This is a genomic window from Pseudomonadota bacterium (assembly GCA_027624715.1).
Lineage (GTDB): Bacteria > Pseudomonadota > Gammaproteobacteria > Burkholderiales > Eutrophovitaceae > Eutrophovita.
Genome location: JAQBTV010000001.1, coordinates 20,723 through 33,230 on the forward strand (window position 1 = coordinate 20,723; position 12,508 = coordinate 33,230).

A 12,508-nucleotide genomic window follows, 5' to 3' on the forward strand; every position below is an offset into this window, starting at 1 on the left:
TTGTAAGCCTTATGTCCAAAACCATTGATTATTTTTTTTCTCCCCCATCTCCATGGACATATTTAGGACATGAACGCCTGTATGCTTTAGCGACTGAGCACCGTGCGGTCATCAATGTATTCCCCTTTGATGTCCCAAAGCTTTTTGCAGCCACTGGAGGGGTAGCCGTAGCCCAACGGTCGACCCAACGTCAAAACTATAGAATCTCCGAGTTAAAAAGATGGAAATCATTCCTACAATCGCCAATCATCATTAGGCCGGAGTACTTTCCCTACAATGCCACCCTGGTATCTTTGATTGTTGTTGCTGTGGTTAATGCCTACGGATCGGATAAGGCAATGGAAGTTAGCCTTAGCTTAATGAAAGGCTGCTGGGTGGAGAATAGAAACATGGCATCGCCTGATGAAGTCAGAACATCTCTTGAAAATTGTGGCTTAAATGGTGATGAATTACTTGGTCTGGCCGCCAACGATCAATCTGCAAAAGATTTAGAACGCAACACGCAATACGCAATTGATAGTGGCGTCTTTGGCGCACCAACATACATAATTGGAGGGGAGTTATTCTGGGGCCAAGACCGACTTGATTTTGTCAAACGAAGTCTCAAAAAAAGTTAAACCTTACTAGTCGCAAAACCATTGTCACTTAAGGCCGAAATAATATCCTCTATGTGCTGATGATCACGAGTTTTGAGAGAGAATTCAACCTCCGCACTTTGCACAGGTAGCGCAGTGAACGTGCGCTGGTGATGTACCTCATCAATATTGGCATTACATTCACCAAGAATGCGCGTTACCACAGCCAGCGCTCCAGGTAAATCGGTCATGTGTACATTTATACGAACTAAACGACCTGATTTAACCATGCCGCGCTCGATAATCGCGGTCAGTGTCAATGGGTCTACATTTCCGCCACAAAGAATTAACCCCACTTTTTTACCCTTAAATGAGTCTTTGTTTCTTTTGAGCGCCGCTAAACCAACAGCACCCGCCCCCTCAACAAGCGTCTTTTCAATCTCTAGCAGAAGAAGTATTGCTTCCTCAATTTCGTCCTCGGCAACAAGAAAAATATCAGTAACCAATTCGGATACAATTTTAGAGGCCAGTTTCCCTGGCTCTTTAACAGCGATCCCATCAGCTATCGTGACCGAACCAAAACAGGCAGGTACACCTTTAATTCGAGCATACATAGAATTAAAATGAGCGGACTCAACACCATAAACTTCTACATTGGGATTAATTGCCTTAGCGGCGGTTGCAATGCCAGCGATGAGCCCCCCCCTCCGATTGGAACAAGAATCGCGTCTAAATCAGGGATAGCGTCTAACATCTCCAATGCAATTGTTCCCTGACCGGCAATTACCTTAGTGTCGTCATAAGGGTGAACAAAAATTAACCCCTTTTCTGTTGCAAGCTCTAACGCATATTCTCGTGCCGCATCAAAATTATCTCCATGCAGCAAGACTTCCGCCCCTAATGCACGCGTATGCGTAACCTTAACCTGTGGAGCAATACGAGGCATGACGATAACAGATCGAACTCCATGCCTTGTTGCATGATAGGCCAGCCCTTGAGCATGATTTCCTGCAGATGCTGCAATAACACCCTTAGCACGCTCCGCCGGGCTCATTGAGAGGATCCGATTCAAGGCGCCACGTTCTTTAAAGGACGCTGTGAACTGGTGATTCTCAAACTTCAAATATACTTGGCACGAAAGTAGGCTCGATAACGTGATCGATTGCACAAACTGTGTCTTCTGGATACTCGGAGAAATATCTCGATGAGCTTGCTGGATATCTCTAAACAATTGATTCATAGATTATGCGCGGATTAAGTAATAACTAGTAGCGACTATAATAGCGACATATTCTCACCACACATTATAAATATTATTTCTTTTAACTGACACAATATGTTTTTAGGCGAATTTGTCTTTCTTGATTTAGAAACAACTGGAGCCATGACTGACACAGATCGTATAACTGAAATCGGTCTCATATCGGTCAAAAATGGAGAATATCAGGACGAATGGCAAACACTGATAAATCCGCAAAAAAAAATTCCTTTCAACATTCAAATGATTACAGGAATTAACGATGAAATGGTCAAAAATGCACCTACATTTAGTGACATTTATGAAAGTTTATTCGCCCGTTTAGATGGAAAGATCTTAGTCGCACATAATGTTCGCTTTGATTACGCTTTTCTGCGAAATGAATTCAAAAGTAACGGGATTAAATATTCTCCTAGCTTGCTTTGCACGGTCAAGCTCTCTCGGCTCCTTTATCCAGAAGAAAGGAAGCACGGATTAGATAGCATAATCAAAAGACTTTCATTGGTTTGCGGAACCCGTCATCGCGCGATGACTGACACTAGAGCAATCTGGGGCTTCGCTCAATACGTCCAAAAAAACTTTGAGTCTTGTTTAATCTCCTCTTCGATAGAAAAGCTACTCAAGGGATCCTCGCTTCCAAAAGGAATCGATAAAGAAATGGTTGATGCTATCCCCTCTTGCCCTGGCATCTACATCTTTAAAGGTGAAAATGGTTGTGTCCTATACGTTGGAAAAAGTAAGAACTTACGTATGCGAATCAACTCTCATTTCAGCGGAGATCACTCAAATAAAAAAGACCTCAAAATCAATCAAAACATAACCCAAATCGAATGGTGCGAGTCGGCAAGTGAGCTGGGCGCATTGCTATTGGAGTCCCAACTCGTTAAGACGATGAGCCCCTTGTACAACCGAAAACTGAGACAAAAAAAAGAAAGTTTTACAATTCATTGGGATCCAATTGACGGGCCAAAAGATCCTCAAATTAAGGAGCTATTAGAATTTACTGCGATCCCATTCGGTTCCATTTACGGTATTTTCGAGAGTAAAAAAGCAGCTTTGAAGACTCTTAGAGATCTATCGAAAACTTACAATCTTTGCCTAAAAACATTGGCTATAGAGCCTGGATTAGGATCTTGCTTCTCCCATCAATTAGGAGTTTGTATGGGTGCTTGCGTTGAAAAGGAATCGAAGCTGAATCACGCGATGCGACTATCACTGGCGCTAAATAAATTTTTAATTCCAAGCTGGCCCTTTAAGGGTGAAGTACTTTTGATCGAGCAAAGTGAGCGAGGCAGCCTCGTAGAAAAACATAGAGTTAGGAATTGGGCTTACCTTGAATACCGAGTTGCAGGCAACAACTCAAGCAATAAATATCGCCTTTTACCGTCGAAAAAATTCGACTATGATACGTTTCAAATCTTACGTAAATTCATAGAAAAGCCACCAAATCACATCACCATCATTCCTCAAGTTTAGCTCACCGCATCGAATGCTCTTTCAAAAAATCTAACAATGCCTTATTAAATTGTTGAGGTTGCTCCAAATTCGATAAGTGAGACGCCCCCTCAATAACCGTTAGACTTGACCCAGGGGCTGCAGCTTGAATCTCTTTTGACATAGACACCGGTGTCCCAACATCTGAGTCCCCGACAATAATCTTAATCGGTACTTTAATTTCTGCCAAGCGCTCTGTGCAATTTATCTGTGAAATCGCATGGCAGCAGCCCACATAACCAGCTACCGGTGTCTTCTCAATCAGACTAGCGACAAATTCGATCTCGGGTCGAGGCTGACTCAAAAAAGAGTCTGTAAACCATCGCTCCATGGTCCCAGATACTAACGCCTTCATACCTTCTTTTTTTGCTATGGCGATTCGTTCCCGCAATGCGGGTTGCGCCTCCAAAGGCATACGACTTGTAGTGTCACATAAAACAAGAGAAGCGAATGAATTTGGAAACTTGATTGCGTAAGTCATGCCGATCATGCCTCCCATAGACAACCCGATCCAATGAGGGTTCTTTATGTCCAGTCTATCGAGCAATGCCTTTGCATCGATCGCTAACTGATCAAGCGTATACGCACCCTCTGGCGCCTCGCTTCCACCATGTCCTCGCGTGTCAAAAGCCAAAACTCGGTAATGACTTTTAAGCGCATCAATTTGCGCCCCCCACATCTTCAAATCACACATCAACGAATGACTTAAAACAACCCATGGGCCTGAGTCCCCGAAAACTTCATAATTTAACGTCACCCCATTCACTTGCAATCGCATTGATCTCACTCCCCACATTGATCACCAACCGTTTAGGCATGATGTCTCAGTAATTCTAAATTTATATGAATGTTTCATTAGAATAGCCAATATTGCAGGCAAGAACTAACATAATAACTAACGTGGAGGTAATCAGTGCGAATCATTCAATTTAAGGGGAGAGATGGCGCAAGGAGAGTTGGTCGGGTATCTGAGGGTGGCGTCGTGCACACTATTAAAGGAGCCACTACCACCTATGAGCTAGCACTAGAATCGATTAAGAAACGAGAATTTATTGAGAACATCATCAACGAGCGGTCAAGCGAAGAAAAGGACACGATGGATCAAATCCTCGCTGAAAAGAGGATTCATGTCCCCTTTCATCACCCCAACCCTTATCATCAACTAGTCTCAGGAACAGGGTTATCTCACCTCGAGAGCGTCAATGCCCGAGACTCCATGCACGCAAAACTTGATCGAGACGAGTCATCGTTAACAGACTCAATGAAAATGTTTAAATGGGGTCTGGATGGTGGTAAACCAAACGGCACAAAAATCGGAACTCAAGCGGAATGGTTCTATAAAGGAGACGGGGATTGGGTCGTAGATCCTGAAGCAGAGCTAATATGGCCAGCTTATGCTCTAGATGGTGGGGAGGAAGTTGAACTAGTTGGTATCTACCTAATTGATGAGACCTCAGCTGTAAGGCGCGTGGGTTACGCTCTCGCCAATGAGTACTCTGACCATATCATGGAGAGACAAAACTACCTATATTTATCCCACTCGAAATTAAGACATTGCTCGTATGGTCCCGAGCTATTAATCGGAGATTTACCACTGGATGTTCAAGGCAGCGCACGACTCTTAAGGTCGAATGTGGTGATTTGGGAGGATGAATGGCTATCAGGCGATAACCATATGTCTCACTCAATTCAAAACTTAGAACACCACCACTTCAAGTACCCCGAATTCAGACGATCAGGTGATGTTCACATACACTTTTTTGGTGCGGCCAACGGAAGCTTTACGAAAAATATTAAGACTCAAGATGGTGATGTTTTTGAGATTGAATCAGCCACTTTTGGCTACCCACTCAGAAATACGCTAGTGAAGAGCAAAAATAAAGATGAAAAAATCATAGTTAAATCTTTATAACACTGAATGGACATCGGTTTAAATAAAATCTCAATAAGCCTGACCACGAGGCGCCCAAATGAAAAATACGCTACTGTACAGGTAAATAAATACAATGAATGGATGGGTTTACAAGGTTAGCACTAATTTTATACTGTATCTTATCTAACGATAAAAATATAAATTTAATTCGTAATTTGTGTTCAGAAACTAATATTCACAATCAAAATATAAGAATAATTACATCAAGATATGAGCCAAGAATTAATCAACAACCTAAATGTTAAAGCGCAGCAAATACTCTCTACACCGCAAATCATAAAAAGCGAGCTGCCAGTGCCCGATAAGGCCATATCAACCATTATCAACGGGCGCAAATCTATCGAAGCCATTTTGGACCGAAAAGATAAGCGTCTCTTGGTGGTCGTTGGTCCCTGCTCCATACACGATACAAAAGCAGCAATGGACTACGCCAGTAGACTGCAAAAACTCTCGGTACAGGTCTTCGAGACAATGATGATTGTGATGCGGGTTTACTTTGAAAAACCACGTACCACGGTAGGCTGGAAGGGACTCATCAATGACCCGCACATGAATGAATCTTTCGATATCGAAGAAGGCATTCGTATCGCGCGACGGCTACTGATCGATATCAATGAAATGGGGTTACCTGCAGGCACAGAAGCCCTTGATCCAATCAGCCCTCAGTACTTAGGCGACCTGATCTCTTGGAGCGCCATAGGGGCTCGAACGACCGAGTCTCAAACTCATCGGGAAATGGCTAGCGCACTATCTTCTCCTGTCGGATTTAAAAATGGAACTGATGGCAGCTTGTCTGTAGCGGTCAACGCTCTCCACTCAGTGTCTAATCCGCACAGTTTTTTAGGTATTAATAGCGATGGTCAAGTTGCGATCACTCATACGAAGGGTAATAGCTACGGGCATATCGTGCTTCGAGGAGGATCAAGAGGACCTAATTACGACTCAGTATCCATATCTTTAGTTGAAAAAGAACTTAGTGAAGCTAAACCTAAGCTACCTTCAAACATAATCGTCGATTGTAGCCATGCGAACTCAAACAAAGATCACAATCTACAACCCCTCGTCTTCATCGATTGTATCAATCAAGTCGTTGATGGGAATAAATCGATTATTGGCATGATGCTTGAGAGCAACATAGGTCCTGGCAACCAGAAATTAATTCAGGACCGGAGCAAAATGCAGTACGGTATATCCATCACAGATCCATGTATCGATTGGGCGACCACTGAGAAAACATTGCTCGATGCACACAAAAAGTTGGCACCAGTTCTTTCAGTGCGTTAACTGAGTTTTTGTATCGTCGAGTAACTCAGTGCGATTAGCGCTACCTCAAAAGGTAGGACAAACCATACTAATATCGTACCGGTAAGCTTTGCAAAGGGGATCCCAGTAAGACTAAACCAGTTAATCGCAAGGGCGATTGCCACAGGAAAAATAACTGCCAAAAACATCAACAACAGGCCATTTCCTCTAGTGACCATCCAAGACCACTTAAAGGCTTCAAAGAGCCCAATCTCAGGATTTCTGCTCACTTCAGGAAACACGAGTATAAATCTCGCAGCGATATAAATCGGTGGCAAGAAGTTGAGCATGGCCAAATAGCCAACATCCCCTAAGGCATTAAAAATACTCACAAGAATCGTACTCGTAATGACCAACACGATCATAAATATCATCGCTAAAAAAAACATGGCTAGAGTGAATTTAGTTTCCGACAATCCCCACGAAATCCACGAAATCTTAGCTAAGTCACACTCCAATAAGACTCGATATGTACGGACAGAGGCTATGACTGTGATGAAAAACATAGCAGTAAGGACAAATAACATAACACCATACCTACCCGTTACCTCACCAACTGCAATCTCCTCGCCGATGATTTTCACGCTGGAAGAATCAGCAAACGATAAAGTCACTCCAATGACAAACGGCAACCATAGCGAACGAGCAAGTACGAAGCGCTTCTCATACGCAAAAATTGCTGAGCCGAGAATCAACTTAAGCAAAGGGAGCCTGATCGTTATATTTTCTGTCATGAATGTTTAAGTCTAGAAATGATATATTTTAAGTGCTTCGATGCTTTAGATACCCGCGCACCATCCAAGAAAATCCTAATACCTGAAGAATTAAAAAAATACTGAAAGCACGGACATACCCTTCTGGCGCATAACCACTATCTACGGCGTCCCATTGATTTAATATGATACCGAATAACCATTGAGACCCGAATGCCGTTGTAAACGCTAAAAGATTTAATGCGGTGGTGGCACGTCCCGTAAGTTGTACTGGAAAGCTATGGGAGATAATTGAAAACGCTAAGCTGCCAGATGTGCCCAACAATCCCCACCCAATCCAAATGATCCATGGCGCCTGAGTAACCTCAAAAACAAGAAGAAGCTGCAAGGCCATATAAGCAACCGTAGCCCAAATAAGTATCACGATCGGCTCAATGCCACGTCGATTCATTCGCGTAGCAAAAGCACCCCAGAAGAGAAAGCCGAGCATCGTGGCAATACCTAACATTAACAGATGCATGGCTACGCTCGTGCGATCTAGTCCAGCCACATCTGATAGCCAAGGCCCAGCCCACAACCCTTGCACAGACATATTGAATGCTTGAGGTATTACTGAGCCTAATGCGATTTGCCAAAATATTGGCGATCGATACACACTCAGCGCCCCCAGTAATTGATCCTTCGTCGAGCCAATGTCATAAGCATTTTTTCTATCTGGAGCCAAAAAAAACACAATTGCTGATGCGACAACCGTAGCAACACATAGAACTAGAAAGAATTCTCTCCATCCAGTAAAAGACAGCGCGTACTCTACCGGGGCAGTCGCAGAAATTGCTCCAAGACCACCAATAAACATAATTCTCCCAGTCATTTCCGGAAGCTTTTCCTTTGGGAACCACAAGGAGAACATCTTGATGCTCGACATCAAACAAGCCGCCACACCAAAGCCAATAAATGCACGGCCTAAAAGTAAACTCTGGAAGCTGTCGGCCCTAGAAAAAATAAAAGCACCAATAGACGCCAAGATTAGCAACGTCGCATTCACTCGCCGGGGACCAAAACGATCAAGGAAGACCCCAATAGGAATTTGTAAAGATGCAAAAGTTAAGAAGTAAACTGAGGTCAATAGACCCAATTCACTTGCACTCAAATCAAACTCGGAAATCAGATTTGGGGCTATGACCGCATTAATGGAGCGAAATAAATACGACAGAAAATAGCCGCACGCGAATGGTAAGAAAACCAATAACGCTTGACGCAACGATATCGCACGCACGCTCTCTTCAGATTGTTTATTCACCGCCAACAGTCATTGAATCTATCAGAACAGACCCTACCTTAAAAGAAGAACGATTCAAAACATCATTACCTATTGCACTGATAGCTTTAAACATGTCTTTAAGATTACCCGCTACAGTGACCTCTTGAACAGGATGCGCGATTTCCCCATTTTCCACCCAATAGCCTGATGCGCCTCGAGAATAATCTCCAGTCACCATATTGGTTCCGTGCCCAAGAAGATCGGTAACCAGAAAACCTGTATGCATCATTTTCAATAAATCACTAAACTCATATGTAGCCCTAAGAGAACGGACAAACAGGTTATGAGCACCCCCTGCGTTTCCGGTCGAAGCTAACCCCAGTTTTTTAGCTGAATAGGTACTCAAAAATAGCCCCTCTAGCCGTCCTGCAGAAACAATGGATCGCTTAGTTGCTTGAACACCCTCATTATCAAACGAAGTACTAGACAAGCCTCGAGGCACGAAAGGATCTTCTTCAATCGATATAAGCTCAGGAAACACAATTTCTCCAACCTTACCCTCCAAAAAAGATTGTTGGCGATACAAATTGCCACCACTGACCGCTGACACAAAATGCCTCAGTATTCCTGAAGCTAAGGGCGCTTCAAAAAGAACAGGTATTTTCTTGGTATTGATTTTTTTTGCACCCACCTTTCCGAGAGCTCGACTCCCGGCACGCTTGCCAATCTCATAGGCAGACTCCATATCTTCCGCGCATCGCGCGGTACTCCACCACCCATCCCTCTGCATTTGATCTCCCTCACCAGCGGTCACCGAACAACTTATATAATGACGTGTGCTGGGGAACCCTTGCATAAACCCATTTGAGTTCGCGTACACAAACTGGCCCTCTTGAACCGATACGCTAGCGCCCTCAGAATTCTTAATTTCAGGACTCACGTCAAACGCCGCTTGTTCGCACTCGCGAGCAAGGTCTATTGAATCCTCCATGGATATATGCCATGGATGGTAAAGATCAAGATCACAGACTTCTCTCGCCAATCGGTCTGGATCAGCCAATCCAGAGAACGAGTCTTCTGCAGTCAGTTGAGCTATCGATACAGCGGCTTCTACTGTATGTCCAATTGCTTCTGCGCCTAAATCAGTTGTACTGGCAAATCCTTTTCGATATCCAACGTAGACCGTCAAGCCTAAACCCTTGTCCCGGCTATATTCCAGATTCTCGACCTCACCTTTTCGAACTGATACCGCACTACCTAGACCCTCGTTAAGATCCACTTCGACTGAGCTTGCTCCTAGAGCTTTGGCCATTTGTAGGGTTTTTTCCGCAATTTCTTTGAATTGGTCTATGCTATACGCAAACTCTTTTTGGGACATTTTTTATATCACTCACCTAAAAAAACACTAACGAAAAGTACTTAGAAACTCAAAATGTTAAATACGACTAACGTATTGAATGATATCACCACAACCAACTTCCTATCAGACTTATGGATTCATCAAGACCAAGCAAAACAAAACTAAAAAAAGAAATGGAAGATCTACAAAATATCGGCGAATCCCTCGTGGCTCTGCCGAGAGACGTTTTAAACAAATTTGAGCTTCCAGATTCCTTAAAACATGAAGTCTTTGAAGCAAAAAATATAAGGCAAAACGGCGCAAAACGTAGGCAACTGCAATTCATAGGGAAAATAATGCGGAATATTGATGTTGATCCAATACGCATACAGCTTGAACAACTTAAACAACCTTCTGCGGCTAAAGTAAAACTGCTTCACGCAACAGAGTCATGGCGTAACAAACTTCTAGATGATGAGCAGAGTTTAAAAGATTTCTCCGCTCTCTACCCTACTGCAGACTCATCCGAACTGGAGCCTCTAATTTCAGATTGTCGCGGAACATTGTCGAATAAGTCAAAATCATCCTACCGTAAGTTATTCAAACTCATATCAACAGTTCTCCAAGAAAAGAACGGATAAGTGACGTAATTTATTATAGTTTCTTATTAAAATTAGGCACATACACATCAAGGAAAAGGCATCGATTTTTTATGAGTAGAGAAAAAGTACGCATTGGCCTCATCTCAATCAGTGACCGTGCATCAAGTGGTGTCTATACAGATGAGGGATTACCCTCTTTGAGGCAATGGTTAGACAGCGCCCTAGCTAATCCTATCGAATATGTTGAAAAACTTATTCCCGATGAACAGGAAATAATTGAAGAGAACCTCATAGGACTCGTGGATCAAAATAAATGCGACCTGGTCTTTACAACTGGAGGCACCGGGCCTTCTCTCCGGGATGTCACACCAGAAGCGACCTTAGCAATCGCAGATAAAATAATGCCTGGTTTTGGTGAGCAAATGCGTCAAATCAGCCTTAATTTTGTACCGACTGCGATTCTATCTCGGCAAGTCGCCGTAATCAGAAAGCATACCCTCATCATAAACTTGCCTGGTCAGCCCAAAGCAATCAAAGAAACTCTCGAAGGGCTGAAAAATACCGAGGGAAAAACAATTACGCACGGAATATTTTCCGCGGTACCGTACTGTATCGACTTGATTGGCGGACCTTATATTGATTGCCAGGAGGAGTTTTGCAGCGCCTTTAGACCAAAATCTGCCAGAAGAAACAAAAAATAACTTCGGTAGTTGGCGACTTATTAACTATTCCGCATCACCAAATAACAGCTAATACGAATGCCTAGCGGCCGACATGCCTCGCTCGGCATCAACGGTCATTAGAATAGACAGGCCTATTACAAACAAGACTACTAAAGATAAAATCGCATTTCGATGGTCTCCATTCGTGAGCCAGGTAAGAGCCCCATAGGTGAGCGGTCCCAGGATCGATGCACACTTAACCGATATACCCCAAAGTCCAAAAAATTCGGCTTTCCTGCTTATCGGCGTCAGGACCGACACAAACGCCCGAGCATTAGATTGGCAAGCACCAAGCAACAACCCAACCAAATTAGCGGTTACCCAGAAACTGGGTCGGCTATCAGATAACCATGCCAATAATGTCACTACAATCCATCCGATCAATATGACGATCAAAGACTGCTGATGGCCCAAAAAATCATGCAGCCGACCAAAGATGTATGCGCCCAAAGCCGCTGTAAGATTAACAACCATAATCAACATGATGGTTTCAGTAAAGGTAAATCCAATCACTTGCTGCGCATATATAGCGGCAAGCGCTATGACCGCTTGAACCCCGCCCTGAAAAAAAACTGTACTCAACAAAAACCGATACAAATCAACAAACCTGCGCCCCTGACGCAGCGTATCCAGAAATCGATTGGTCACAAACGCAATACTTAGATTGTCTATTTTCTTTGCTTCGTCTCTATCCAAGTAAATGAATGTAGGTAAAGCCGCTAAAAGAAAGATAACGCCCGTGATAATCAAGGTCATTGGCACATACTGCTCAGCCTCCCAACCCATCGACTCCAGTTGAGAAATGGTTACAAGAGATAAAGCCAAGGTCAAGATGCCACCAAAATACCCAATAGCCCAGCCAATTCCCGATACGCGACCAACTGATTCCTTTTTAGCTATTTCTGGGAGGTAAGAGCCAATGATATTTTCGCCAATACTAAAGAAGTAATTTGAAATTACTAAAAATAGTGTAGCAAACCACAATTCACCTTGGCCTACAGTTGACAACACAATAGTGCTCAGCGCACAACCTAGCGTAACTACAAACAATACCTTTTTTTTAGACCGCGTCACATCTATATATGCTCCCACAACCGGCCCGGTAATCACTACAAGCAAGTAGGAAAAAGAGAGCACTAACGTCCATAAAAACGTAGCCCAAACCTCATTCTCAGCAACGATAGATACAAAGTAGGCGTTAAAAATGGCGGTTATGACTACGGTCGTATAACCTGAATTCGCGAAATCATACATCGACCAAGCCCAAAGATGCCGTTTCGTGTATCCGTCATTTAGCATGTTTGATATC

11 protein-coding genes and 1 pseudogene are annotated in these 12,508 nt (G+C 43.3%); 6 read left to right on the forward strand and 6 right to left on the reverse strand.

The genetic code is table 11. The annotated features are described in order from the left end of the window. Positions 1–11 precede the first annotated feature (11 nt). Positions 12–617, forward strand: a complete 606-nt coding sequence (locus tag O3A65_00120) for a 2-hydroxychromene-2-carboxylate isomerase (protein ID MDA1330868.1) — start codon at positions 12–14, stop codon at positions 615–617. Here O3A65_00120 and O3A65_00125 read toward each other — a convergent pair. Beyond that, positions 614–1,815 (reverse strand): annotated as a pseudogene (locus tag O3A65_00125) (threonine ammonia-lyase). The gene O3A65_00120 and the pseudogene O3A65_00125 sit on opposite strands and share 4 nt — an antisense overlap. 96 nt (positions 1,816–1,911) lie before the next feature. Here O3A65_00125 and O3A65_00130 point away from each other — a divergent pair. Further along, positions 1,912–3,309 (forward strand): exonuclease domain-containing protein, encoded by a 1,398-nt coding sequence (locus O3A65_00130; GenBank protein MDA1330869.1) that lies wholly within the window; start codon positions 1,912–1,914, stop codon positions 3,307–3,309. Position 3,310: 1 nt separating this feature from the next. Here the strand turns inward: O3A65_00130 and O3A65_00135 are convergent, their stop codons facing one another. Beyond that, entirely contained in the window at positions 3,311–4,105 is a 795-nt protein-coding gene (locus O3A65_00135; protein ID MDA1330870.1) for an alpha/beta fold hydrolase, read from the reverse strand. A gap of 135 nt (positions 4,106–4,240) precedes the next feature. Here O3A65_00135 and gguC point away from each other — a divergent pair, with 135 nt between their 5' ends. Together gguC and O3A65_00145 are read left to right on the forward strand one after the other, a co-directional pair. Beyond that, entirely contained in the window at positions 4,241–5,239 is a 999-nt protein-coding gene (gene gguC / locus O3A65_00140; GenBank protein MDA1330871.1) for a GguC family protein, read from the forward strand. Positions 5,240–5,470: 231 nt separating this feature from the next. Then, complete coding sequence (locus O3A65_00145; GenBank protein MDA1330872.1) at positions 5,471–6,544, forward strand: 3-deoxy-7-phosphoheptulonate synthase; 1,074 nt, start codon at positions 5,471–5,473, stop codon at positions 6,542–6,544. Here O3A65_00145 and O3A65_00150 read toward each other — a convergent pair. The 3 genes from O3A65_00150 to pmbA are packed head-to-tail and all read right to left on the reverse strand — an operon-like array spanning position 6,541 to position 9,914. Continuing rightward, entirely contained in the window at positions 6,541–7,296 is a 756-nt protein-coding gene (locus O3A65_00150; GenBank protein MDA1330873.1) for a hypothetical protein, read from the reverse strand. The two genes, O3A65_00145 and O3A65_00150, sit on opposite strands and share 4 nt — an antisense overlap. A 28-nt stretch (positions 7,297–7,324) precedes the next feature. Continuing rightward, complete coding sequence (locus O3A65_00155; GenBank protein MDA1330874.1) at positions 7,325–8,575, reverse strand: MFS transporter; 1,251 nt, start codon at positions 8,573–8,575, stop codon at positions 7,325–7,327. Continuing rightward, a complete protein-coding gene (gene pmbA / locus O3A65_00160) occupies positions 8,568–9,914 on the reverse strand; it encodes a metalloprotease PmbA (protein ID MDA1330875.1) in 1,347 nt (448 codons plus the stop codon). The genes O3A65_00155 and pmbA overlap by 8 nt, the downstream gene beginning before the upstream one ends. Positions 9,915–10,027: 113 nt before the next feature. On the opposite strand from pmbA, the gene O3A65_00165 reads away from it, so the two are divergent. Both O3A65_00165 and mog read left to right on the forward strand, forming a co-directional pair. Further along, a complete protein-coding gene (locus tag O3A65_00165) occupies positions 10,028–10,516 on the forward strand; it encodes a DUF615 domain-containing protein (protein ID MDA1330876.1) in 489 nt (162 codons plus the stop codon). A 71-nt stretch (positions 10,517–10,587) separates the two neighbouring features. Further along, complete coding sequence (gene mog / locus O3A65_00170) at positions 10,588–11,178, forward strand: molybdopterin adenylyltransferase (protein MDA1330877.1); 591 nt, start codon at positions 10,588–10,590, stop codon at positions 11,176–11,178. Positions 11,179–11,226: 48 nt separating this feature from the next. Here the strand turns inward: mog and O3A65_00175 are convergent, their stop codons facing one another. Further along, positions 11,227–12,498, reverse strand: coding sequence for an MFS transporter (locus tag O3A65_00175; GenBank protein MDA1330878.1), 1,272 nt, complete (start codon positions 12,496–12,498; stop codon positions 11,227–11,229). Positions 12,499–12,508 lie beyond the last annotated feature (10 nt).

Excerpts from the sequence above, each read along its gene's own strand:
- O3A65_00135 (MDA1330870.1), bottom strand. The coding sequence starts at position 4,105 with ATGCGATTGCAAGTGAATGGGGTGACGTTAAATTATGAAGTTTTCGGG.
- pmbA (MDA1330875.1), bottom strand. The coding sequence starts at position 9,914 with ATGTCCCAAAAAGAGTTTGCGTATAGCATAGACCAATTCAAAGAAATT.
- O3A65_00150 (MDA1330873.1), bottom strand. The coding sequence starts at position 7,296 with ATGACAGAAAATATAACGATCAGGCTCCCTTTGCTTAAGTTGATTCTC.
- mog (MDA1330877.1), top strand. The coding sequence starts at position 10,588 with ATGAGTAGAGAAAAAGTACGCATTGGCCTCATCTCAATCAGTGACCGT.
- O3A65_00130 (MDA1330869.1), top strand. The coding sequence starts at position 1,912 with ATGTTTTTAGGCGAATTTGTCTTTCTTGATTTAGAAACAACTGGAGCC.
- O3A65_00175 (MDA1330878.1), bottom strand. The coding sequence starts at position 12,498 with ATGCTAAATGACGGATACACGAAACGGCATCTTTGGGCTTGGTCGATG.
- O3A65_00165 (MDA1330876.1), top strand. The coding sequence starts at position 10,028 with ATGGATTCATCAAGACCAAGCAAAACAAAACTAAAAAAAGAAATGGAA.
- O3A65_00145 (MDA1330872.1), top strand. The coding sequence starts at position 5,471 with ATGAGCCAAGAATTAATCAACAACCTAAATGTTAAAGCGCAGCAAATA.
- O3A65_00120 (MDA1330868.1), top strand. The coding sequence starts at position 12 with ATGTCCAAAACCATTGATTATTTTTTTTCTCCCCCATCTCCATGGACA.